Origin of the sequence: Enterobacter sp. BRE11 (assembly GCF_031844285.1) — a bacterium.
Lineage (GTDB): Bacteria > Pseudomonadota > Gammaproteobacteria > Enterobacterales > Enterobacteriaceae > Pantoea.
This window is the reverse complement of sequence record NZ_JAUZUX010000018.1, coordinates 63344-86868: the sequence shown is the minus strand read 5'-3', so window position 1 is coordinate 86868 and position 23525 is coordinate 63344. Positions and strand designations below refer to the sequence as shown.

At 59.0% G+C, this 23525-nt stretch carries 24 protein-coding genes and 1 pseudogene; 8 read left to right on the top strand and 17 right to left on the bottom strand.

Going from position 1 to position 23525, the window contains the following annotated elements; genetic code table 11:
* Positions 1-17: 17 nt before the first annotated feature.
* Positions 18-191, top strand: coding sequence for a YciY family protein (locus Q9R34_RS18145; RefSeq protein WP_123800210.1), 174 nt, complete (start codon positions 18-20; stop codon positions 189-191).
* Positions 192-216: 25 nt separating this feature from the next.
* Here the strand turns inward: Q9R34_RS18145 and Q9R34_RS18140 are convergent, their stop codons facing one another.
* On the bottom strand, positions 217-390 hold the full coding sequence (locus tag Q9R34_RS18140; protein WP_434123245.1) for a hypothetical protein: 174 nt from the start codon (positions 388-390) through the stop codon (positions 217-219).
* Positions 391-468: 78 nt separating this feature from the next.
* A complete protein-coding gene (locus tag Q9R34_RS18135; RefSeq protein ID WP_033746748.1) occupies positions 469-765 on the bottom strand; it encodes a YciI family protein in 297 nt (98 codons plus the stop codon).
* Positions 766-966: 201 nt separating this feature from the next.
* Between Q9R34_RS18135 and tonB the strand changes: the two genes are divergently transcribed.
* Positions 967-1716, top strand: coding sequence for a TonB system transport protein TonB (tonB, locus tag Q9R34_RS18130; protein ID WP_485895519.1), 750 nt, complete (start codon positions 967-969; stop codon positions 1714-1716).
* Positions 1717-1743: 27 nt separating this feature from the next.
* Here tonB and yciA read toward each other — a convergent pair whose 3' ends face one another.
* The 4 genes from yciA to Q9R34_RS18110 all read right to left on the bottom strand — a co-directional run bounded on the left by yciA (position 1744) and on the right by Q9R34_RS18110 (position 4009).
* Positions 1744-2166, bottom strand: a complete 423-nt coding sequence (yciA, locus tag Q9R34_RS18125; protein ID WP_033790360.1) for an acyl-CoA thioester hydrolase YciA — start codon at positions 2164-2166, stop codon at positions 1744-1746.
* Positions 2167-2231: 65 nt separating this feature from the next.
* Complete coding sequence (locus tag Q9R34_RS18120) at positions 2232-2771, bottom strand: septation protein A (RefSeq protein WP_485895517.1); 540 nt, start codon at positions 2769-2771, stop codon at positions 2232-2234.
* A gap of 59 nt (positions 2772-2830) precedes the next feature.
* Positions 2831-3565 (bottom strand): YciC family protein, encoded by a 735-nt coding sequence (locus tag Q9R34_RS18115; RefSeq protein WP_434123249.1) that lies wholly within the window; start codon positions 3563-3565, stop codon positions 2831-2833.
* Between the two features lie 27 nt (positions 3566-3592).
* Positions 3593-4009, bottom strand: a complete 417-nt coding sequence (locus Q9R34_RS18110) for a YkgJ family cysteine cluster protein (protein ID WP_485895515.1) — start codon at positions 4007-4009, stop codon at positions 3593-3595.
* 253 nt (positions 4010-4262) lie between these two features.
* Here Q9R34_RS18110 and ompW point away from each other — a divergent pair, with 253 nt between their 5' ends.
* Positions 4263-4895: an outer membrane protein OmpW gene (gene ompW / locus Q9R34_RS18105; protein WP_434123251.1), complete on the top strand. Its 633-nt coding sequence runs from the start codon at positions 4263-4265 to the stop codon at positions 4893-4895.
* A gap of 43 nt (positions 4896-4938) precedes the next feature.
* Here ompW and Q9R34_RS18100 read toward each other — a convergent pair whose 3' ends face one another.
* From Q9R34_RS18100 to Q9R34_RS18075, 6 genes and pseudogenes are all read right to left on the bottom strand, one after another.
* Positions 4939-5253, bottom strand: coding sequence for a BON domain-containing protein (locus Q9R34_RS18100; RefSeq protein WP_033746762.1), 315 nt, complete (start codon positions 5251-5253; stop codon positions 4939-4941).
* Positions 5254-5398: 145 nt separating this feature from the next.
* Positions 5399-6205 (bottom strand): tryptophan synthase subunit alpha, encoded by an 807-nt coding sequence (gene trpA / locus Q9R34_RS18095; RefSeq protein ID WP_434123252.1) that lies wholly within the window; start codon positions 6203-6205, stop codon positions 5399-5401.
* Complete coding sequence (gene trpB, locus Q9R34_RS18090) at positions 6205-7395, bottom strand: tryptophan synthase subunit beta (RefSeq protein ID WP_434123253.1); 1191 nt, start codon at positions 7393-7395, stop codon at positions 6205-6207. The genes trpA and trpB overlap by 1 nt, the downstream gene beginning before the upstream one ends.
* A gap of 43 nt (positions 7396-7438) precedes the next feature.
* Complete coding sequence (gene trpCF / locus Q9R34_RS18085) at positions 7439-8800, bottom strand: bifunctional indole-3-glycerol-phosphate synthase TrpC/phosphoribosylanthranilate isomerase TrpF (protein WP_485895511.1); 1362 nt, start codon at positions 8798-8800, stop codon at positions 7439-7441.
* A gap of 2 nt (positions 8801-8802) precedes the next feature.
* Positions 8803-10397, bottom strand: a pseudogene (gene trpD / locus Q9R34_RS18080) (bifunctional anthranilate synthase glutamate amidotransferase component TrpG/anthranilate phosphoribosyltransferase TrpD).
* Positions 10397-11959, bottom strand: a complete 1563-nt coding sequence (locus tag Q9R34_RS18075; protein WP_434123255.1) for an anthranilate synthase component 1 — start codon at positions 11957-11959, stop codon at positions 10397-10399. The pseudogene trpD and the gene Q9R34_RS18075 overlap by 1 nt, the downstream one beginning before the upstream one ends.
* Positions 11960-12238: 279 nt before the next feature.
* On the opposite strand from Q9R34_RS18075, the gene rnm reads away from it, so the two are divergent.
* Entirely contained in the window at positions 12239-13123 is an 885-nt protein-coding gene (rnm, locus tag Q9R34_RS18070; RefSeq protein WP_485895509.1) for an RNase RNM, read from the top strand.
* A 13-nt stretch (positions 13124-13136) separates the two neighbouring features.
* The gene (locus Q9R34_RS18065) at positions 13137-13757 is read left to right on the top strand and encodes an L-threonylcarbamoyladenylate synthase (protein ID WP_434123257.1); all 621 of its coding nucleotides are present in this window, start codon (positions 13137-13139) and stop codon (positions 13755-13757) included.
* An 8-nt stretch (positions 13758-13765) separates the two neighbouring features.
* Here the strand turns inward: Q9R34_RS18065 and Q9R34_RS18060 are convergent, their stop codons facing one another.
* Both Q9R34_RS18060 and Q9R34_RS18055 read right to left on the bottom strand, forming a co-directional pair.
* A complete protein-coding gene (locus Q9R34_RS18060) occupies positions 13766-14413 on the bottom strand; it encodes a serine protease (protein WP_434123258.1) in 648 nt (215 codons plus the stop codon).
* A 636-nt stretch (positions 14414-15049) separates the two neighbouring features.
* Positions 15050-16399 (bottom strand): MFS transporter, encoded by a 1350-nt coding sequence (locus tag Q9R34_RS18055; RefSeq protein WP_485895506.1) that lies wholly within the window; start codon positions 16397-16399, stop codon positions 15050-15052.
* A gap of 225 nt (positions 16400-16624) precedes the next feature.
* On the opposite strand from Q9R34_RS18055, the gene rluB reads away from it, so the two are divergent.
* On the top strand, positions 16625-17512 hold the full coding sequence (gene rluB, locus Q9R34_RS18050) for a 23S rRNA pseudouridine(2605) synthase RluB (RefSeq protein ID WP_485895504.1): 888 nt from the start codon (positions 16625-16627) through the stop codon (positions 17510-17512).
* 35 nt (positions 17513-17547) lie between these two features.
* Here the strand turns inward: rluB and cobO are convergent, their stop codons facing one another.
* Both cobO and Q9R34_RS18040 read right to left on the bottom strand, forming a co-directional pair.
* Positions 17548-18138: a cob(I)yrinic acid a,c-diamide adenosyltransferase gene (gene cobO / locus Q9R34_RS18045; RefSeq protein ID WP_434123261.1), complete on the bottom strand. Its 591-nt coding sequence runs from the start codon at positions 18136-18138 to the stop codon at positions 17548-17550.
* Complete coding sequence (locus Q9R34_RS18040) at positions 18138-18899, bottom strand: YciK family oxidoreductase (RefSeq protein ID WP_485895502.1); 762 nt, start codon at positions 18897-18899, stop codon at positions 18138-18140. The genes cobO and Q9R34_RS18040 overlap by 1 nt, the downstream gene beginning before the upstream one ends.
* A 175-nt stretch (positions 18900-19074) precedes the next feature.
* Here Q9R34_RS18040 and sohB point away from each other — a divergent pair, with 175 nt between their 5' ends.
* On the top strand, positions 19075-20124 hold the full coding sequence (sohB, locus tag Q9R34_RS18035) for a protease SohB (protein ID WP_485895500.1): 1050 nt from the start codon (positions 19075-19077) through the stop codon (positions 20122-20124).
* 58 nt (positions 20125-20182) lie between these two features.
* Here sohB and Q9R34_RS18030 read toward each other — a convergent pair whose 3' ends face one another.
* Positions 20183-20431 carry a YciN family protein gene (locus Q9R34_RS18030; RefSeq protein WP_485895498.1) on the bottom strand — a complete coding sequence of 83 codons (249 nt, stop codon included), beginning with the start codon at positions 20429-20431 and terminating at the stop codon, positions 20183-20185.
* A gap of 370 nt (positions 20432-20801) precedes the next feature.
* Between Q9R34_RS18030 and topA the strand changes: the two genes are divergently transcribed.
* Positions 20802-23399, top strand: a complete 2598-nt coding sequence (topA, locus tag Q9R34_RS18025) for a type I DNA topoisomerase (protein WP_434123265.1) — start codon at positions 20802-20804, stop codon at positions 23397-23399.
* The last annotated feature ends 126 nt before the right edge of the window (positions 23400-23525 follow it).

Genomic DNA, 23525 nt, shown 5'->3' with positions numbered 1-23525 from the left:
AAGCAGGAGAGAAGGTGATGAGAAAAAGCAGAAATGAAGTCGCGCGCTGGAGAATGTTACGGCAGGTGCATCGCCGTCGCGCCCGCTGGCTGGAGGGCCAGTCGCGTCGCTACAGCCGGATCCACGCGATTCGCCATCAGCTGGCGCAGCAGCAGCGCCGTTCGATTCTGTTTATCACACAGAATACCTGACCAGAGCCGCCCCAGAGGTGGCTTTTTAGTGGCCTCTGGCGACCAGCACCACATTCACCAGCTGCGCCGCCGCGGCGATGACAATCAGCATCACAATAAGCTGTTTTTTCTGTTTCCAGCCGTCACGCCGCCAGATCAGTAGCGCCTTAACGATCAGCCCGAGGGCCAGCATCAGCAGCGCAATCACCAGCCATTGCATCCTGTTTACTCCACGCTAAGAAATAAAAATGGCTTCGGCGCGAACGCGGAAGCCAGGGTAACAAAATCGGTCGGAGAATCAGAAAACGCGTTTGAAGGGTTTTACCGCAACATTTTTGTAAACGCCAGCCGCGATATAGGGATCGGCCTCTGCCCATGCCTGCGCCGCTTCCTGCGAGCTGAACTCTGCAATAATCGCTGAACCGGTAAAACCGGCGACGCCAGGATCGTTGCTGTCGACAGCCGGCATCGGGCCCGCAACGATCAGACGGCCTTCATCCTGCAGCAGCTGCAGGCGCGCCAGATGGGCAGGGCGCACCGAAGTGCGTTTTTCCAGAGAATCAGCGTTATCTTCGGCGTAAATGATGTACAGCACTTTAAAGCCCCCATTGGCTCATCATATTTTCGCAACACGGTAAGGGATCGTAAATAAGAGTGCAAACGAAAGATGGTGTAATGCATATGGGGCAGCAGGTCAGGTTAAAAAACGGCGATATCTGCCCATTTTTCAGCAGTTATTGAAACTGATTGCTATTTGCATTTAAAATCGTGGCTTCATTTTCTGACTGCGACTGCTATGACCACGTTGACGATGCCCATTTTAAAACGTACGCCTGTTTCTGTGCTGCTCTCCGTTGTCCTGCACGGTTCCGTTATCGCCGGCATTCTCTATGCCTCGTTTCATCAGGTCGTCAACGTTCCTGAGGTATCACAGCCGATTAGCGTCAGCCTGGTCGCGCCAGAAGTGCAGCCTGAACCCGCACCTGTAGTGGAACAGCCGGCGCCTCAGCCAGAGCCGGAGCCTGAGCCTGTTCCGGAACCTCAGCCGGTGCCGGAGCCGCCTAAAGCTGAGCCGGTGCCAATTCCGGTGCCGCAGCCTAAACCGAAGCCGAAGCCGAAACCAAAACCAAAGGTAGAGCACAAACGCGAGGTGAAGCCGCGCCAGGAGGCGAAGCCGCAGGCGAATCCGTTTAAACAGGAGGCGCCAGCCACCCAGGCGAAACCCACAACCGCGCCGAAATCGACGCCCTCGCCATCGCCCTCGCCGTCGACCTCGCAGGGGCCGAAGGCGCTCAGCGTGTCGAAACCAGGGTATCCGGCGCGCGCGCAGGCGCTGCGAATTGAGGGACGTGTGCAGGTGCAGTTTGACGTCGGCGACGACGGGCGCGTGGAGAATATCGCTATTCTCTCCGCGCAGCCGCGCAATATGTTTGAGCGCGAGGTGAAACAGGCGATGAAGCAGTGGCGCTATCAGCCAGGCCGGCCTGGCAAAAACCTGAAGATGACGATCGTCTTCAAAATGAACGGCGGCTCCAGCATCGAATAAAAAAAGCGGTCATCTGACCGCTTTTTACTACTCCGCCGGTGCGAGATTCGCGCGTCCCGGCGGCAGCGGGCGCGATTTCCCTTCATTATCCACGGCGACATAGATAAATACCGCCTCGGTGGCGCAGTAGGTCTGACCGATAGGTTCCGATGAGACCTTCTTGATCCACACTTCGACATTAATGGTCATAGAGCTGTTGCCGGTGCGAATGCAGCGCGCGTGACAGCTCACCACATCGCCTACCGCGACCGGTTTGAGAAACGACATGCCGTCGACGCGCACCGTCACCACCCGTCCTTCTGCAATCTCTTTTGCCAGAATAGCGCCGCCCATATCCATCTGCGACATCAGCCAGCCGCCGAAGATATCGCCATTGGCGTTGGTGTCCGCCGGCATCGCCAGGGTACGCAACACCATTTCGCCTTGTGGCAACTTATGTCTCTCGTCCATTGCTTTACTTCTTATGCAGGTGAAGGCGCGCTGCGCCCGTAAGGCCCGGCCAGGCCGGACCGCATTTATTTTTCGTCTTGTTGCGGCATCTGTCGCCAGATGTAGAGTCCGCTCAGCAGGGTAAACAGCAGGGTAAGCACGGTCAGACCGAATACTTTAAAGTTAACCCAAAACGCTTCAGGTAACCAAAACGCGACGTAGATATTCGCCAGGCCGCAGGCGAGAAAAAAGATTGCCCAGGCGATATTCAGGCGGCGCCAGCTGCTTTCCGGCAGCTGAATCTCTTTGCCCAGCAGGCTTTTGATCAGCGGCTGCGTCATAAAGAACTGGCTGTAGAGCAGTGCCAGCGCGAACAGGCTGTAGATCACCGTGACTTTCCATTTAATAAACTCATCGTTATGGAAAACCAGCGTCAGGGTGCCGAAGATCGCCACCAGGGCAAAGGTGAAGAGGGTCATTTTTTCCAGCTTGCGGTAGAGCACCCAGCTCACCACCAGCGCAAGGCCGGTGGCCACGATCAGCGCGCCAGAGGCAACGAAGATGTCGTAAAGCTTATAAAAAATAAAGAAGACCACTAAGGGAAGGAAATCGAGTAACTGCTTCATAGTCATTCCAGTTCAGCAAAAACAACATAAAACGGTGCGCCCCGCAGGGCGCAACGCGCTTAACGAACCAGCATATAGAGCCGGAAAAGATAGATAACCAGCAGGGCGGAGATCAGGTTGCCGATAGCGGTGATGGCGATGGCCAGCACGTTATCTGGCAGCGCCGTCAGCGAGGAGGAGGCGAACAGCAGTGCCATTTTCGCCAGCAGCCAGAGAATAATCGCTGGCGCGATCAGCCTGACGTTTTTCCATGCCAGACGGCAGCTGGCGCGCATCGCGGCGAAAATGCCGCTCTTTTCGCTTGCCAGGATCACCGGCGACAGCGACAGCAGAATCGCCAGCATAATGCCCGGCACCATCAGCACCATAAAGCCCAGTTGCACCACCAGGGTAATCAGGAAGGTCTGCAGCAGCAGCTTTGGCAGCAGCGGCGCCGAGGCGCCGATCGCGCGCAGCGCGCTGATGCGCTGGCCGGCGGAAACCATCGGGATCAGACAGAGCATGCCGCCCAGCAGCAGCGTATTGCCAATCAGCGCGGAGAAGGTCCCGGCCGCAGAGGCGCGCAGCAGAATGCGCTGCTGCTCAGGCGACATATTTTGCACCAGCTCAAACAGCGAAGAGGCGCTGCTGTCGCTCTGCTGAAGCTGCGCCAGCTGATCGCCGCCGGGGGTAAAGGCGTGCACCAGAATGACCGTGATAAAGGCCGTCAGTAACGACATCAGCACGATGGTCAGCAGCTGGTGGCGGAAAAAATTTCCTGTGTCACGGTATAACGAGCTTGCCGTGATAGACATGTACTCTCCTTGGTGAAACCGGGTTGATTAACCCGGCGATTGTACATGGTCTGGCCCGGCGCTGGCACCCGCAGCGCGATAACTTTCTGTCATGGAAGGTAAAGAAGGGTGAAAAAGCGGCGGCAGGCCATAGCGAGCGCGGGCGCGATCGCAGGCTTCGTTATATACGCCGTTTTCGCCCGACATGGCGAACTCGCGGCAGGGCGAGGGGCGCTGCGTATAGATGCCGCAGGAGGTGCAGCCGCCCGGCTCGCCCTGCAGCGCCACGCAGCGCGGTTCGCGCGTGTTGGTGCCGCGCATATTGCGCATCAGCAGGCTTAACGGCTCGGTGAGCTCGACCGGGACCGCGCCGCCGGCGTCATCGGCTTCAGCCCAGTAAAACGAGACGCGGAAATGGGCGCAGCAGGCGCCGCAGGTCATGCAAGGGTTTAGATTATCGCTCATTTGATCGCCCGCCACTCCTGAGGCATCGAACCAAAATCAACACGGGAAAAAAGCAAAATAATCACGCCGCTAAATTTCTTCAAGCGAAATTTCAGGCAAGCCTGCGGGGTCAAAATTGATCTAAATCAAGCCCTTTCTTTTTATGTGGTTTTTCTTGATTGATTCGGATGCATTTTTTGCAAAATCCCGTTAGAACGTTGCCCACAACGTCACACCCTAATTTCCCCCGTTTATCTTGTGCAAAGGAGTGATCATGAAACTGACAAAATGCGCTTTCTTACTGGCAATGGCTCTACCGCAACTGGCACTGGCTCATGAAGCAGGCGATTTCTTTATGCGCGCCGGCAGCGCGACGGTGCGTCCTACCGAAGGTTCCGATAACGTGCTGGGTATGGGCGGTTTTGACGTCAGCAACAATACCCAGCTTGGCCTGACCTTTACTTATATGGCCACCGACAATATCGGCGTCGAACTTCTCGCCGCCACGCCGTTCCGTCACAAAGTGGGGCTGGGCGCGACCGGCACGCTGGCAACAGTGCGTCAGCTGCCGCCGACCCTGATGGCGCAGTATTACTTCTTCGACAGCCAGAGCAAGGTGCGCCCTTACGTTGGCGTTGGCGTCAACTACACCACGTTTTACGATGCCGACTTCAATCAGACCGGCCGTGATGCCGGGCTGAGCGACCTGAGCGTGAAAGATTCCTGGGGCGTGGCGGGACAGGTCGGTCTCGACTACCAGATTAACCGCGACTGGATGCTGAACGCCTCGCTCTGGTATATGGATATTGATACGGAAGTGAAGTTTAAGGCGGGCGGCAAGCAGCAGAATATCGATACGCGCATCGATCCTTTCGTCTTCTTTTTCGGCGCGGGCTACCGCTTCTGATAAAAAAGGCCGCGAATCGCTCGTGGCCTTTTGCTTTTCTGCGTTATTTAATCTGCATGTTGTTCACAACAGACTTCACGCCTTTCACGGTACGGGTCACTTCTACCGCACGGCTGGCCATCTGCGGCGAGCTGACAAAACCGCTTAGCTGCACGCGGCCTTTAAAGGTCTCAACGTTAATCTCGCGTGATTTGAGCTCATCGTCATTCAGCAGCTGTGCTTTGACTTTGGTGGTGATCACCGTGTCGTCGATATAACCGCCGGTACCTTCCTGCTTCGCCGTCGGCGCACAGGCGCTCAGCGTTAGCGCAACAACCACGGCGACCAGCGCGCCTGCAAGGACTTTAAACAGTTTCATTGCTTCTCTCCCTGTCTCGAACAAGATGCGCCGTTACCATAACGGCGCGCAAATCAAGTGTGGGCGGGAAAAGCGAAAGCGGCAACGTCGGGATGTAAAAAAGAGTGAAAAATCATGCTCCCTCAGCGGAGAGAGCATGAAAAGATCAGCGGGTGGCGGCTTTCAGGCTGCTGACAAAGGCGGTGAGTTTCGCCAGCATCTCTTCCGGCTGCGCATGGTGCTGCTCAATGATTTTCACGATCGCCGAGCCGGAGATGGCGCCCGCCGCGCCCGCGCTGAGCGCCTCTTTGACCTGCGCCGGTTCAGAGATGCCGAATCCCTGCAGCGGCGGCGCGGCGTTGTATTCGCGCAGTTTGTCGATCAGGCGCTGCAGCGGCAGGCTGCTGGCGCGATTTTCCGCACCGGTTACGCCCGCGCGCGACAGGAGATAGGTGTAGCCGCGGCCGTGAGAGGCGATTTCACGCAGCAGATCGTCGCTGGCGTTAGGGGGGCAGATAAAGATCGGCGCGATACCGTGGCGCAGCGCCGCCTGGCGGAACGGCGCCGACTCTTCGACCGGCACATCCGCCACCAGCACCGAATCCACGCCCGCTTCGGCGCAGCGCGCATAGAAGGCGTCGAGGCCGTTGGCGAACACCAGGTTGGCGTACATCAGCAGGCCGATGGGCAGATCGGGATATTTTTGCCGCACGCTGCTGAGCAGTTCGAAACAGTGCGCGGTGGTGGTGCCCGCCGCGAAGGCGCGTAGGGTGGCGTTCTGAATGGTGGGACCATCCGCCAGCGGATCGGAGAAGGGAATGCCCAGCTCCAGCGCGTCGGCGCCGCCCGCGACCAGCGCGTCGATCACCTTGAGCGACAGCGCCGGCGAGGGATCGCCCAGCGTCACGAACGGCACGAAAGCGCCCTCTTTGCTGGCCTGTAAACGCGTAAACAGCTGTTGGTAACGCTCCATCAGATTTCTCCCTGCGCAGTCAGAATATCGTGAACGGTGAAGATGTCTTTATCGCCGCGGCCCGAAAGGTTAACCACCAGCAGCTGCTCTTTCTCTGGATTCTCGCGGATCAGCTTTAGGGCGTGGGCGAGGGCGTGCGACGACTCCAGCGCCGGAATAATGCCTTCTGCGCGGCAGAGTTCCTTGAAGGCGGCCAGCGCTTCATTATCGGTAATGGATACATAGTCGGCGCGGCCGATGCTGTTGAGGTGCGCATGCTGCGGGCCGACGGAGGGGAAGTCGAGACCGGCTGAGATCGAATAGGACTCTTCAATCTGACCCTCTTCGGTCTGCATCATCGGCGACTTCATGCCGAAATAGATGCCGACGCGGCCATGCTTGAGCGGCGCGCCATGCTCGCCGGTCTCAATGCCGTGACCGGCAGGCTCGACGCCGATCAGGCCGACGTTCTCATCGTTGATAAAGTCGGCGAACATGCCAATGGCGTTTGAGCCGCCGCCGACGCAGGCGATAACCGCATCGGGCAGACGTCCCTCTTTTTCCAGAATCTGCGCTTTTGTCTCTTCGCCGATCATGCGCTGGAACTCGCGTACGATCGTCGGGAAGGGATGGGGGCCTGCCGCGGTGCCAAGCATATAGTGCGCGGTTTCATAGCTGCCGGACCAGTCGCGCAGCGCCTCGTTGCAGGCGTCTTTCAGCGTGGCGGAGCCGCTGTGCACCGGGATAACCTCGGCGCCCATCAGTCGCATGCGGAAGACGTTAGGCGACTGGCGTTCGACATCCTTCGCGCCCATATAGATGCGGCACTTCATGCCGAGTAGCGCGCATGCCAGCGCCGAGGCGACGCCGTGCTGGCCCGCGCCAGTTTCCGCGATGATCTCATTTTTGCCCATGCGTTTCGCCAGCAGCGCCTGGCCCAGCACCTGGTTGGTTTTGTGCGCGCCGCCGTGCAGCAGATCTTCGCGCTTCAGATAGAGGCGCGTTTTGGTGCCTTTGGTGAGGTTGCTGCACAGCGTCAGCGCCGTCGGGCGTCCCGCATAGTTTTTCAGCAGGTCGGTGAATTCCGCCTGAAACGCCGGATCCTTCTGCGCCTCGACAAAGGCCGCTTCCAGCTGTTGCAGCGCCGGCATCAGGATCTGCGGCACATACATGCCGCCAAAGTCGCCAAAATAGGGGTTCAGTAGAGTCATGGTTTTATCTTCCTTTTAGGCCCGCCGCAGCGGGCCTGACAAATCAGTAGGCGCGCAGCGTGCGGAAGACCGCCGCAATTTTGCTGGCATCTTTAATGCCGGGCGCGCTTTCCACGCCGGAGTTGAAGTCGAGGCCCGCGCAGCCGAGGCGCGCCGCTTCCACGCAGTTGTCCGCGCCCAGGCCCCCGGCAAGCAGCACATCGCTTAAGTCTTGATCCTGCAGCAGCGACCAGTCGAAGCGTTCGCCGCTGCCGCCGTTGCCGTTGTCAAAGACGTAGCGGTCAACGTGCGGCCAGTCGCGCGCGGGCGGCGCATTTTTAATGCTCAGCGCTTTCCAGATGGCGACGGCGGCGGGCAGCGCGGCGCGCAGCGCTGCGACATAGGCGCGATCTTCATCGCCGTGCAGCTGAACGGCGCTCAGGCGCAGCGTATCGGCCAGCGTGACAACGTCACTAATCGTGCTATTGCGGAATACGCCGACGTAGCGCAGCGGCGCCCCGACAATGACCTGCTGCGCCTGTGACGCGTCGAGCTGGCGCGGCGAACCCTCGGCGAAGATGAGTCCGCCGTAAAGTGCGCCAGCCTCGAAGGCGGCGCGCGCGTCTTCCGCTCGCGTCAGCCCGCACACTTTGTTGTCGCCCAGCAGCACGCGACGCACCGCGGCCGCCAGGTCCGGCTCTTCCATCAGCGCCGAGCCGATCAGGAAGCCGTTGGCGAAGTGGCTCAGCTCGCGCACCTGCGCATAGTTATGGATGCCCGATTCGCTGATTACCGTCACGCCGTGCGACAGGCGCGGCGCCAGCTGACGCGTGCGGTCCAGATCGATCGACATATCGCGCAGATCGCGGTTATTGATGCCGACCACTTTCGCCTCCAGCGCAATAGCGCGCTCCAGCTCCGCTTCGTTGCTCACCTCGGTCAGCACGCCCATCTTCAGGCTGTGCGCCACGGCGGCCAGTTGACGATACGCTTCGTCGTCAAGCACCGAGAGCATCAGCAGGATGGCGTCAGCCTGATAGTGACGCGCCAGATAGATCTGATAAGGGTCGATAATAAAGTCTTTGCACAGCACCGGCTGCGTCAGCGCCGCGCTAACGATCGGCAGAAAGTCGAAGCTGCCCTGGAAATATTTCTCGTCGGTCAGCACTGAGACGGCGGAGGCGTAGTGGCGATAAACGCCCGCGATGGCCGCCGGATCGAAATCGTCGCGGATCAGCCCTTTGGAAGGGGACGCTTTTTTGCACTCCAGAATAAACACGGTGCGTGCGCCCTGCAGCGCGTGATAAAAGCTGCGGGAAGCGGGCTGCACGTCATTCTGAAAGGCGGCGAGCGGCTGTTGCGCCTTGCGCGCCTCGACCCACTGCGCTTTATCCTGAACAATCTTCTCTAAAATCGTACCTTGCATGGTTATCCTCTTGCTGCCAGAGCGACAACGCGTTCATAGGCTTGTCCGCTGCGGATAGCCTGAAGCGCACGCTGCGCGTTTTCACGCAAATCTTCATGACCGAATACTTTTAACAACATCGCCACGTTGACGGCGACCGCTTCCTCATGGGCCTGCTGGCCATTACCCTGAAGTAAACGGGTCAGAATGTCACGGTTTTCTTCCGGCGTGCCGCCCGCCAGCGCCTCTTTGGGATGGAAGCCGAAACCGAAGTCCTCTGGCGTAAGCTGATAGCGGGTGATCTCGCCGTCGCGCAGCTCGGCGACGTGGGTGTCGCTGTGCAGCGCCACCTCGTCCATGCCGCCGCCGTGCACCACCGCGGCGCGCTGGTAGCCCAGCACCTTCAGCGTCTGAGCCATCGGCAGTACCAGTTCCGGGCTGTAAACGCCAATGACCGCCAGCGGCGGCCGCGCCGGGTTGATCAGCGGGCCAAGCACGTTGAACAGCGTGCGGGTTTTCAGCTGCTGGCGTACCGGCATCGCATGGCGAAAGCCGGTGTGATACTGCGGCGCAAACAGAAAGCAGACGTTGAGCTCGTCCAGCGCCGCGCGCGCCTGCTCAGCAGGCATATCCAGGCTGATACCGAACGCCGCCAGCAGATCGGAAGAGCCGGACTTGCTGGAGACGCTGCGGTTGCCGTGCTTCGCGACTTTCAACCCGCAGGTGGCGGCGACGAAGGCGCTGGCGGTCGAGATATTGATGCTGTTGCTGCCGTCGCCGCCGGTACCGACGATATCGGCAAAGGCGTAGGTCGGGCGCGGAAAAGGACGGGCGTCTTCCAGCAGCGCGCTGGCTGCACCTGCGATCTCCTGCGGCGATTCGCCGCGCACCTTCATGGCGATCAGCGCGGCGGCGAGCTGCGTTGGCTCCAGCTGGCCGGTAATAATGGCGCTAAACAGCTGATGGCTTTCGCCCTGCGTCAGCGACTGCGCCTGATAAAGTTTTTCCAGGATGGCATGCATGATCATTCTCCCTGTGATGTCGCCAGCGCCCAGGCCAGCGTCTGCTCCAGCAGACGGGCGCCCTGAGTGGTCAGGATGGATTCAGGATGGAACTGGAAGCCGCAGACGCGATCGGCGTCGTGACGCACCGCCATCACCATGCCGTTGTAGCTGGCGTTGACCGTCAGCTCCTCCGGCGTATTACTGCCCACCAGCGAATGGTAGCGTGCGACCGGCAGCGGATTACTCAGTCCGGCGAACATCGCTTCACCGTCGTGGTTCACGGCGGAGGCTTTGCCGTGCAGGATCTCGCCCGCCTGGCCGACGTGACCGCCGTAGGCTTCGACAATCGCCTGATGGCCAAGACAGATGCCGATAATCGGCAGACGTCCGCGCAGGTTGCGCAGCAGCTCCGGCATGCAGCCGGCGTCTTTTGGCGCGCCCGGGCCCGGCGACAGCATCAGCACCGGATTCTCCATGCGCTGCAGGCGTTCGGTCAGTACCGCCGCCGGCACGCTGTTGCGGTAGATCACCACGTTGTGGCCGAAAGCGCGCAGCTGATCAACCAGGTTATAGGTAAAGGAGTCGATGTTATCGAGCAGCAGGATATCGGCCATCAGAAAATCTCCTTGCAGTGATGGGCGGTCGCGATGGCGCGCAGCACGGCGCGCGCTTTGTTGCGGCTTTCGTCCGCTTCGGCCTGCGGGTTGGAGTCGAGCACCACACCGGCACCCGCCTGTACGGTGGCGACGCCGTCCTCTACCCAGGCGGAACGAATAACGATGCAGGTGTCGAGGTCGCCGTTGGCGGTGAAGTAGCCGACCGCACCGCCGTAGCTGCCGCGGCGCGTGCCTTCCGCCGCGGCGATCAGCTGCATGGCGCGCACTTTCGGCGCGCCGCTCAGGGTGCCCATGTTCATACAGGCGCGGTAGGCGTGCAGCACGTCAAGGTCTTCGCGCAGCGTGCCAACCACGCGCGACACCAGATGCATCACGAATGAGTAGCGGTCGACCTTAGTCAGGTCGGCGACGTAGCGGCTGCCCGGCACGCAGATGCGCGCCAGGTCGTTGCGCGCCAGATCTACCAGCATCAGATGTTCGGCCAGCTCTTTATGGTCGGTGCGCATCTCCAGCTCAATGCGGCTGTCGAGATCGCGATCCAGCGAGCCGTCGGCGTGTCGGCCGCGCGGGCGCGTGCCGGCGATCGGGTAGATCTCAATCTGGCGCGTGGCGGCGTCATATTTCAGCGAACTCTCCGGCGAGGCGCCAAACAGCGCAAAATCGCGATCCTGCATAAAGAACATATAGGGGCTGGGGTTGCTGTTCTTCAGCGTGTCGTAGGCGGCGAGCGGCGACGGGCACGGCAGCGAAAAGCGGCGCGACGGCACCACCTGGAAAATCTCGCCGATGCGAATCGCTTCCTGCATCTGACGCACGGTGTCGCAATAGGCTTCGTCGCTCTGGCTGACGCTGAGCGTCATCTGCTCGACTTTCTGCACCGGCAGCGCTGGCGCGGGCTGCAGCATCTGGCCGTGCAGCTGCTCGATACGGCTTTGCAGACGCTGAAATTCGCTGGTAGAGGGGCAGAACAGGCTCGCCTGCAGCGTGGCGCTGCGCGTCTGATGGTCGAGCACCAGCAGCGTCTCCGCCAGGTAGAAGCAGTAGTCGGGGCAGCGCTGCTGATTTTCCAGCGCAGGCAGCGCCTCAAAGCCCGCCACCAGATCATAGGCGAACAGGCCGCCCAGCAGTACCGCTTCGCGCTCGTCCGCAGGCGCGTTCACCAGACGGGGAATCAGGCGCAGCGCGTCGAAAACCGACAGCGCCTGCAGGCGCGAGTCTTCATCCTGCACCGCGTCGGCGGACGGAAAGTGCAGCTCGCGACCGTCCGGACGCGGTTCGATTTTCACGGCGGCGGGCAGCGCCGCGTCGAGCAGCGGCAGCAGCGCGCGACCGTTTTCCGACAGGGCCTGCACCGTTACGCAGGATCCCAGCGCGCTGACGCGCAGGGCGCTGTCAACGATCAGCAGGCTCTTCAGGTTCTGTTTGCTGTCGATATCCGCCGACTCGAGCAGCAGCGTTGCCGGACGTGCGCCGCATAACTGATGAAACACTGCGGCCGGATCTTCGCGGTAGGGCGCGGTGCCGGTAATCAACTTCACTGTAGGTTTCGCATTTGGCATGATGTTCTCTCTGAAATTCGCCTAAAAAAAAGCCCGCTTTAAGCGGGCTCGGGTCTCTGCACTGCGTTACGCAAGGGGTGCTGGACGTTGCCCGTCAGGGGAAACATCGCGCCACCAGCCTGCAGAAAGCATCAAAATCATCGCCATGAGAGAGAACCCGTTTAGTTGTGAACTTGTGTACTAGTTAACGGGTTCAGAACATAAAAGTCAATACGCTTTTTCACCCGCGCATAAAATCGTTATCATGCTGGCCGCTTCATCGTGCAGCAGGAGTGCCATTTGAACGAGATTGCCCGTTTTCCTCTTTATGATTTACACAGCCATACCCGCGCCTCTGACGGGCTGCTGACGCCCGAGGCGCTGGTCGAGCGCGCCGTCGCCATGCGCGTTGGCGTGCTGGCGATCACCGATCACGACAGTGTGGCGGGCGTCGCCGCGGCGCAGCGTGCCGTCAGCGAGCAGGCGCTGCCGCTAAAGGTGCTGGCGGGGGTAGAGGCGTCGACGCTGTGGGAAAACCATGAGATTCATATCGTCGGGCTGAACATCGATATCCGCCATCCGGCGATGATCGCTTTTCTCGCGGAGCAGGCGCGCTGCCGTCAGGCGCGCGCTGAGCTGATCGCCGAGCGGCTGGATAAGGCTCGCATCCCTGGCGCGCTGGCGGGCGCCGTGCGGCTGGCGGAGGGCGGTGTGATTACGCGCGGCCACTTCGCCCGCTTTTTAATTGAGCAGGGCAAAGCTGACACGGTAGCGCAGGTGTTCAAAAGCTATCTGGCGCGCGGCAAAACCGGCTACGTTCCGCCGCAATGGTGTACAATTAAACAAGCCATTGATGCCATTCACCATTCTGGCGGCTGTGCGGTGCTGGCGCACCCAGGCCGCCACGGTTTGTCGGCGAAGTGGCTGAAGCGGCTTATCGCGCATTTCCGCGACGCGGGCGGCGACGCTATGGAAGTGGCACAGTGTCAGCAGGCGCCCAATGAACGCGCACAGCTGGCGCAGTACGCCCGCGATGCCGATCTGGCTGGATCGCAAGGTTCCGATTTTCACCAACCCTGTCCGTGGATTGAGCTGGGCCGCAAACTCTGGCTGCCGGCCGGCGTCGAGCCGGTATGGGAACGTTTCCCGGCGCTGGCGCCCGCAGGCTCTGACGCGGACAGGTGATACGAGGTTTGTTATGAGTCAACTGTTTCACATTCACCCGGACAATCCGCAGCCGCGCCTGGTTTCCCAGGCGGTCGACTATCTCAATAAGGGCGGGGTGATCGTCTATCCGACCGACTCCGGCTATGCGCTGGGCTGTCGCCTGGAAGAGAAAAACGCGCTGGAGCGCATCTGCCGCATTCGTCAGCTGGACGGCAATCACAACTTCACGCTGATGTGCCGCGATCTGTCGGAAATCTCTAACTATTCTCAGGTGGATAACAGCGCGTTTCGCCTGCTGAAAAACAACACGCCGGGCAGCTACACCTTCATTCTGAAGGCGACCAAGATTGTGCCGCGTCGTCTGATGAACGAGAAGCGTAAAACCATCGGGCTGCGCGTGCCGTCCAACCCGATTGCGCTGGCGCTACTGGAGGCGCTCAACGAGCCGATGATGTCGACCTCGTTGATCCTGCCGGGCAACGATTTCACCGAATCGGACCCGGACGAGATTCAGCACAGCATCGGCAAGCTGGTCGATTTAATTATCGACGGCGGCACGCTGGGACAGCAGCCGACAACGGTTGTCGATCTCACCAGCGATGCGCCCGTCATTGTGCGCGAAGGCTCAGGCGATACCCGGCCTTTCCTGTAACAGCCTGGTCAGGCGCCGCTCTGCGCCGCCTGACCAATATTCTGTTTCAGCCAGTTTTGAAAGTCGGAATAGGGAATATAGAGCGACACATCTTTTAAAACGATTTTGCCGCTGCTGCTACTTTTTATTTCATCGCTAAAGCCGACAATCACGCCGCCCAGCGTATTATCCGCATTATAGACCGCCCCGCCCGACATCCCTTTAACGACGCCTGCATTTGACGCCATCGCCATACAGGGTTTTTTATTCCAGCTGTTGCGGATAGCGGTGCGCGCTAAATTACTGCCCGACGATTCAACCGGCATGGCGGAAATAAAACTGTAGCCGTACATTTTAACCGGATCGCCGATGGCGCCGCTGCGGAATTTCGCCAGCGTGGTTGCGTCATTTTTGTGGTAGATGATCGCCAGATCGCAATAGGGGTGATAGGCCTTAACGCGCTGCACGGCAAACTTCGCCACGTGCGCCGCCGTCAGGCTGTATTCGGGGGTGATGGGAATGCTGCTGCCCAGCGTGCCGAGCCCGAGAATCGTAGGAATGCCGGTGAAACTCATGTCCACGTGCTGCATTGCCGTACGGCTATATTCGGTATGGCCCACAGAGCAACCGCTCAACGCCAGCGCAGCAAAGGCTGGCCATAAGAACAGTTTTCTCATGGTGATTATCTTCATACTGGCATGTCGGAAAATCCCTGGTGAAGACTTTTGACATGCAATTTCAGACTCATCATTGAGCCGTATTAACGCTGCATTTCCGGTAGCGCCGGTTTATTTTTAAAGAAACTGCAATGAGTGGGTTAAAATCTCGTTAATAACTTTCGCTGGAGTAACGCTATAAGATTAATAATGCGAAAGTGATTATTTGCGTTTCTGGTTCTGATTTTACCTGTAATTAATCCGCAGACAATCGATTAAGATTAATCTTAAAATGAAATGTGGATAAATAGGGTAGTAAACCAATCTGTGGATTAAAAACCGGGTTTAAAGTGCGATGGCCACTCAGGAAGCGCGTTGCGCGTCAAATTGTCAGAATAAACCACTACCAATGTTCTTCTTGTAAGATGAAAAAATGCATCCCACAGGCGGCTAAAGATTAACGCTCTTTTAATTTTCTTGTATGGCTAATGAATCCTCTGCTGCCGCCATACATTAGCGGCAGCAATAAGAGTCTGAGGCGCATAAAAATATCTCTGCTTCAGCAGCTTGGTGAAAGCCGCCCAAAAAGCGCCGATGTGTGTGTCAGATTAATCAATGCCCTCCGTGAAGAGGACTCTTAGCAGCAAACAGGGCGAGTTAGCGCCGCTGCCAGCTGTGATATTCCGCTTCGCGCCTTCCCGGTGCGGTTTCTGGCAACCGCGCCAGACCCACCAGAGAGAGCACGCCCAGCACCCCGACATAAATGGCCAGCCCATACCAGTGGCCGTCCGTGACCTGCAGGATTTTCACCGCGGCCAGGCCGAGAATGCCGCTGCCGATCAACGAACCGATTTGCCAGATCACCGCGATGCCGCTGCAGCGAATATGAGTGGGAAAAAGCTCGGGGAACCACGACGCCTGCGGTGCGTAACACATGCTGTGGCCCAGCGTCAGCGCGACAATCATGGCAATCTGCGTCAGCCAGTAGCTGTTCTGCTGCAGGGCGAGGAAAAAGGGCACGATAGAGAACACGATCAGCAGCGCGCCCATCAGGTAAACCGGCTTGCGCCCGATGCGATCGGAGAGTGCGCCCATCAGCGGAATGGCGAAAATTTCCAGTATCACCGCCACAATCATGCTCTCCATCAGAATGTTGTTGTCGAGCTGGTTCGCTTTACCCCAAGCCAGAATGATCACCGTGAAGAGCGCAAAGGCGCAGGCTTCGATCAGCTTTGCCGCCACGCCGTTCAGCACCAGCCCCGGACTGGTCTGGATGACCTCTTTCAGCGGCCGCGATTCTGCCGCTTTCGTGGCGCGGATCTCGGCGAACACCGGCGACTCATCAATGCGCAGGCGGATAAACAGCCCGACGATCACCATCAGGGCGCTCAGCAGAAAGGGCACGCGCCAGCCCCAGCTCATCATCTGATCCGCCGTCAGCAGGACATTCAGAAGCGCAAACAGCGCCAGCGGCAGCAGAAAGCCGGTCGGCGCGCCGATCTGCACCCAACTGGCGAAATAGCCGCGCCGCGTGGGCTGCGCATACTCTGCGGTCATTAGCACCGCGCCAGCCTGCTCGCCGCCCACGCCAAAACCCTGCAGCAGACGGATAACAATCAGGGATACTGGCGCCCAGATACCGATGGTGGCATAGGTTGGCAGCAGGCCGATACAAAAGGTGCCCAGGCCGACGATAAGAATAGTGACCACCAGCGCTTTTTTACGGCCTACCTTATCGCCGATATGGCCAAAAATAATTCCGCCGACTGGACGCGCCAGAAAGCCGACGGCGTAGGTGGCGAAGGCGGCAAGGGTGCTGACCAGCGGATTCTCGCTGGGAAAGAAAAGGTGGCCGAAGAAAAGCACCGCAGCAGTGCCGTAGGCGAAAAAGTCATAATACTCCGCGGCGGTGCCGATGGCGGAAGCGCTGGCAACCCGGCGTATTACGCTTTTATTGTCGATATCAGTGACACTGTCACGTGAAGCTGAAGGCGAAAGAGAAGTCATAGCGGTATCCCTTTATAGAGCAGTTGCGCTACCATACAAGTCTGCATGGAAGAGTGATGCGAAGAGGGTCACAGTTGTTCAACGGCTCGTCCGGCAGCTAGCCTGATTAAGCAGGTTACAAAACCGTAAATTAAAGGTATAATAGGCGGAAAGTAATAACTTAAGTTATTGATTTTAAAGAATTTTAACCAAAATGACGCCTGGGAAGGCGACAGTGAGGCCGCTATGAGCGAAAAGTTACAGAAAGTCCTGGCACGCGCAGGCCACGGTTCCCGTCGTGAAATTGAAGCAAAAATCGCCGCCGGTCGCGTCAGTATCGACGGCAAACTCGCCACGCTGGGCGACCGCATTGAAAATGATAAATCCCTGAAAATCCGCATCGACGGTCATCTGGTCTCTATCGCCGAGTCGGCGACGGAGGTTTGTCGCGTACTGGCTTACTATAAGCCTGAAGGCGAACTCTGCACCCGCAGCGATTCGGAAGGCCGTCCAACGGTGTTTGATCGCCTGCCGCGCCTGCGCGGCTCCCGCTGGATTGCGGTCGGACGTCTTGACGTTAATACTTGCGGACTGATGCTGTTCACCACCGACGGCGAGCTGGCCAACCGTCTGATGCATCCGAGCCGCGAAGTTGAGCGCGAATACGCCGTGCGCGTGTTTGGTCAGGTTGACGACGATAAAATTCGTCAGCTGAGCAAAGGGGTGCAGCTGGAAGATGGCCCGGCAGCCTTTAAAACGCTGCGCTTTGCCGGCGGCGAAGGGGTCAACCAGTGGTACAACGTAACCCTGACCGAAGGACGCAACCGTGAAGTACGTCGTCTGTGGGAAGCGGTCGGCGTGCAGGTCAGCCGCCTGATGCGCGTGCGCTACGGCGATATCACGCTGCCGAAAGGTTTGCCGCGCGGCGGCTGGATGGAGATGGATCTCACTGCGGTGAACTACCTGCGCTCGCTGGTGGGCATGGATGACGAGACAGTCACCAAGCTGGCGGTAGAAAAAGATCGCCGCCGCACCAAGGCGAATCAAATTCGTCGCGCGGTTAAGCGCCACACGCAGGTGAGCGGCAGCGGTCGACGCAGCAGCAGCAACGGCGGTGGCAACAAACGCGGCTAATAAAAAACGCAGCTTACGGGCTGCGTTTTTTTTGTCTACCAGTCGATGCCTTGCTGTGCCTGGATCCCGGCGTCGAAGGCGTGCTTCACGGGCCGCATTTCGGTCACGGTATCCGCGCGCTCAATGAGCGCGCGATGGCAGCCGCGCCCGGTCAGGATGACGCTCTGATGCGGCGGGCGTGCCGCCAGCGCGCGTTCCAGATCGTCCAGCGGCAGATAATCCATACTCACCATATAGGTGATCTCGTCGAGCAGCACCAAATCTAAGGTATCGTCCGCCAGCATGCGCATGGCGTGCTGCCACACCGACTGACAGGCGGCGGTGTCGGTGGCGCGGTTTTGCGTCTCCCAGGTAAAGCCGGTGGACATCACCTGAAACTCCACGCCGTGCTGCGCCAGCAGATTGCGCTCGCCGTTGGGCCATTCGCCCTTAATAAACTGGATAACGCCCACCTTTTTGCCGTGCCCGACGGCGCGCAGTGCGGTGCCGAAGGCGGCGGTGGTTTTGCCTTTACCGTTGCCGGTAAAAACCATCATGATGCCGCGCGTTTCCGTCGCGGCGGCGATGCGCGCGTCAACCTGCTCTTTCAGCCGCTGCTGTCGCTGCTGGTGGCGATCGTCGCCCATTATTCCGCCGCTCCCGGCTTGCGTCCGGGCTGCGCATCGAAACTGATGCCGGTTTTGCGGCGGCTGTCGTCGCCCATGACGTAGAGATAGAGCGGCATCAGATCGGCCGGGGTTTTCAGCTTGTCAGCATCCTCCTGCGGAAAGGCGGCGGCGCGCATTTTAGTGCGCGTGCCGCCAGGATTGATGCAGTTGACCCGCAGCGGCTGGTTCTTATACTCATCCGCCAGCACCTGCATCATGCCCTCGGTGGCGAACTTCGACACCGCATAGGCGCCCCAGCCAGCGCGGCCGGTGCGGCCCACGCTGGAGGTGGTGAAAACCAGCGAGCCGGCGCTTGATTTCAGCAGCAGCGGCAGCAGCACCTGGGTCAGGAAAAAGGTAGCGTCGAGGTTAATCCGCATTACCTGCTGCCAGACCTGCGGATCCAGCTCGGCGAGCGGCACAATCTCACCCAGAATGCCGGCGTTGTGCAGCACGCCGTCCAGACGCGGAAACTGCTGCGCCAGCCGATCGGCCAGCTGCTGACAGGATGCCGGCGTCGCCTGCGCCAGATCGCACACCAGGCAGTGCGCCGGACGCAGACCCAGCTGAGCGATCGCCTGCTGCGTTTGTTCCAGCCGCGCCAGGTTACGGCCCAGCAGGATCACCTCCGCGCCGTAGCGCGCATAGGTGATGGCGGCTTCGCGGCCAATGCCGTCGGAGGCGCCGGTGACAAGAATGATGCGGTTTTGCAGCAGATCGCTTTTCGGTTGATAGTGCACGGCGTGTTTCCTTGAGCGCGTAAACGGGTTGTTGGCTTTATGCCTCAATTCGCCGGAGGGTGCAATCATCCGCAGGCGCTTTCTGTGCCGGGCGCTGGCATTTCAGGCGACGCGCGACGCTAAACCCGGTAAACTCTCCGATCGGTGCTAATTCTCTGTTTAATAAGGCGGCAGAATGGATTTACTCTCCAGCTATGGATTATTTCTCGCGAAAGCGGTGACGGTGGTGATTGCCGTCGCCGCCGTTGTGGCGATTATCGTTAACGCGGCGCTGCGCAAGCGCGGCCAGGCGGCCGGGCAGCTGCGGCTGACGCATCTGGGCGACGACTATCAGCAAATGAAGGACGATCTGCAGCTGGCTAAAATGAAGCCGCAGGTGCAGAAAGTGTGGCTGAAGCAGCATAAAAAGGCGGAAAAGCAGAAGGCGAAGGCGGAGAAGCGCGCCGCGAAGCAGGGCGTCGTCGAGAGCCAGAAGCCGACGCTCTATGTGATCGATTTCAAGGGCAGCATGGATGCCGGCGAAGTCACGGCGCTGCGCGAAGAAGTTTCCGCCGTGCTGGCGGTGGCGGAGAAGGGCGACGAAGTGCTGCTGCGGCTGGAGAGCCCGGGCGGCGTGGTGCACGGCTACGGCCTGGCGGCGTCGCAGCTGCAGCGCCTGCGCGATCGCGGTCTGCGTCTGACGGCGGCGGTGGATAAAGTGGCCGCCAGCGGCGGCTACATGATGGCCTGCGTGGCGGATCGCATCGTGGCGGCCCCTTTCGCCATCCTCGGCTCCATCGGCGTGGTGGCGCAGATCCCGAACTTCAACCGCTTGCTCAAGCGCAACGATATCGATGTCGAACTGCATACCGCCGGGCAGTACAAACGCACCCTGACGCTGTTTGGCGAGAATACCGACGAGGGCCGCGAGAAGTTTCAGGAAGATCTCAACGAAACGCACCTGCTGTTTAAAGAGTTTGTGCATCAGATGCGACCGTCGCTGGATATCGACAAAGTCGCGACGGGCGAACACTGGTATGGCCGCCAGGCGCTGGCGTTAAATCTTATCGACGATATCAGCACCAGCGACGAGCTAATCATCAGTCAGATGGATCTCTTCAACGTGCTGGGCGTGCACTATGCGCGTCGTCGCAAGATGATCGACCGCGTCACCCATAGCGCCGGCTCGGTCGCGGAACGCCTGCTGATGAAGTGGTGGCAGCGCGGCGAGAAGCCGCTGCTTTAACCGCCTGACATCCGCGTCGGCATCCTGCTGCAAACAAACCCGGCTGACGCCGGGTTTTTTACGCCAGGTGATAGCGCGACGAGAGCGTCAGCACCAGATATTTAAAGACGTTAAATACCGCTGTGGTTTTCGCCGTCGGCAGCCCTTCGTCATCAAGAAAAAATGGGCCGCGAAATACCAGCACGTCGCCCTGCTGAATCACCTCGTCCGCTTCCAGACCGGCAAAATAGTCGTCGTGTTCCTGAATAAGGCTATTGGCTTTTTCCAGTAGCGCCTGGCGTGAAATGGGTTGCGTACTTTTCTGCATTGAATATCGCCTTTTTGACATCCCTAAAATCCTTTCTATATTACGTGCCAAAATCGCTGCGCGGCAAATCAGCAAAACGGATGAAAATCTGGCGCAAAATTCAACTGAGTGCTAATTAAGTTGCGTAACGAATTTTATCAGGTAGAGTGTGGGCGATTCAGATTTCAGGGAGATCACACCGGGAAGTGTGATTGTGTCAGATGAAAAAGTCGCTCTTATTCATACCCTTGCATAAACTTATGCCAGCTGGCCCGAGATTGACCCCGCAGCCTTGAAAAGCAAAAAGGCGCAACAATATTGAACCCACTGGGTTTCTGGGCATCAAATCCTCTCCCGTTTATCAGGACGTTTTCATTAGGTAAAGGTACATATGGGTAAAGCACTCGTCATCGTTGAGTCCCCGGCAAAGGCCAAAACAATCAATAAATACCTCGGTAGTGACTACGTGGTGAAATCCAGCGTCGGTCATATCCGTGATTTGCCGACCAGTGGTTCAACCGCGAAAAAGAGTGCTGACGGGGCCGGCGACAAAAAAGCGAAAAAAGTTAAGAAAGATGAAAAGGCCGCGCTGGTCAGTCGAATGGGCGTCGACCCGTATCACGGCTGGAAAGCGGATTATCAGATTCTGCCAGGCAAGGAGAAAGTTGTCTCCGAACTGAAAGCGCTGGCGCAGAACGCCGACCACATCTACCTCGCAACCGACCTTGACCGCGAAGGGGAAGCCATCGCCTGGCACCTGCGGGAAGTGATCGGCGGCGACGACAAGCGCTTCAGCCGCGTGGTGTTTAACGAAATCACTAAAAATGCGATTCGTCAGGCGTTTGAAACGCCGGGCGAACTGAATATCGACCGCGTCAACGCTCAGCAGGCGCGTCGCTTTATGGACCGCGTCGTCGGCTATATGGTTTCGCCGCTGCTGTGGAAAAAAATCGCGCGCGGCCTTTCTGCCGGACGCGTCCAGTCCGTGGCGGTGCGTCTGGTGGTTGAGCGCGAGCGGGAAATCAAAGCGTTCGTGCCGGAAGAGTACTGGGAGCTGAATGCCGATCTGCATACCGCGAAAGGCGACCTGCTGGCGATGGCGGTCACTCACCAGAACGACAGCCCGTTCCGTCCGGTCAATGGCGAACAGACCCAGGCCGCCGTCGCGCTGCTGGAAAATGCCCGCTACGAAGTCGTGGATCGCGAAGATAAACCGACCAGCAGCAAGCCTGGCGCGCCCTTTATCACCTCGACGCTGCAGCAGGCAGCAAGTACGCGGCTCGGCTTCGGCGTCAAAAAAACCATGATGATGGCGCAGCGTCTCTATGAAGCGGGCCACATTACCTACATGCGTACCGACTCCACCAACCTGAGTCAGGATGCACTGGCGATGGCGCGCGGCTACATTGACAAAAACTTCGGCAAAAAGTATCTGCCTGAGACGCCGAACGCCTACGCCAGCAAAGAGAATTCTCAGGAAGCGCACGAAGCGATTCGTCCTTCCGACGTCAACGTCGTGGCGGAGAAGCTCAAGGATATGGAAGCGGACGCGCAGAAGCTCTACCAGCTGATCTGGCGTCAGTTCGTCGCCTGTCAGATGATGCCGGCGCAGTACGACTCCACCACGCTCACCGTCGCGGCCGCCGGCTTCAGGCTGAAGGCGAAAGGGCGCACGCTGCGCTTTGACGGCTGGACGCGCGTGATGCCTGCGCTGCGTAAAAACGATGAAGACCGCACGCTGCCGCACGTTGCCAAAGGTGAGACGCTCGATCTGCAGCAGCTGACGCCAGGCCAGCACTTCACCAAGCCGCCAGCGCGCTTCAGCGAAGCCTCGCTGGTGCGCGAGCTGGAGAAGCGCGGTATCGGCCGTCCGTCTACCTACGCCGCCATTATCTCGACCATCCAGGATCGCGGCTACGTACGCGTTGAGAATCGCCGTTTCTACGCTGAGAAGATGGGCGAGATTGTCACCGATCGCCTGGAAGAGAACTTCCGCGATCTGATGAACTACGATTTTACCGCCACCATGGAAGACAGCCTGGACCGCGTCGCTAATAATGAGGTGGAGTGGAAAGGCGTGCTGGATAACTTTTTCAGCGACTTTACTCAGCAGCTGGATAAAGCGGAGAAAGACCCAGAAGAGGGCGGCATGCAGCCGAACCCGATGGTGCTCACCTCTATCGACTGTCCGACCTGCGGACGCAAGATGGGCATTCGCACCGCCAGCACCGGCGTCTTCCTCGGCTGTTCAGGCTATGCGCTGCCGCCGAAAGAGCGCTGCAAGCAGACCATCAACCTGATCCCGGAAAACGAAGTGCTGAACGTGCTGGAAGGCGACGACGCTGAAACCAACGCGTTGCGCGCGCGTCGCCGCTGCCAGAAGTGCGGCACGGCAATGGACAGCTACCTGATCGATCCGCAGCGTAAGCTGCACGTCTGCGGTAATAATCCGGAGTGCGACGGCTACGAGATTGAACAGGGCGAATTCCGCATCAAAGGCTACGATGGTCCGGTAGTGGAGTGTGAGAAGTGCGGGTCGGAAATGCACCTGAAAATGGGGCGCTTCGGCAAATATATGGCCTGCACCAACGACGAGTGTAAAAACACGCGTAAAATTCTGCGTAACGGCGAGGTTGCGCCGCCGAAAGAGGATCCGGTACCGCTGCCCGAGCTGCCGTGCGAGAAATCGGACGCCTACTTTGTGCTGCGCGACGGCGCGGCAGGCGTGTTCCTCGCCGCTAACACCTTCCCGAAATCGCGTGAAACCCGCGCGCCGTTAGTGGAAGAGCTGCAGCGCTTCAAGGATCGTCTGCCGGAAAAACTGCGCTACCTGGCTGAGGCGCCTGCGACCGATGCCGACGGCAACAAGACAATGGTGCGCTTTAGCCGTAAAACCAAACAGCAGTATGTCGCCTCTGAGAAAGAGGGCAAAGCGACAGGCTGGTCGGCGTTTTATATCGACGGCAAATGGCAGGAAGCGAAAAAGTAATCTCCTCTCTTTATCCAGGGCCAGCACTGCTGGCCTTTTTCTTAGCCTTATATCAAAACGTTCTACATTCCTCCCCGCGATGATATAGTGGTTATAGCATTTCCGACATGTTCCTGTGCTTTGCCT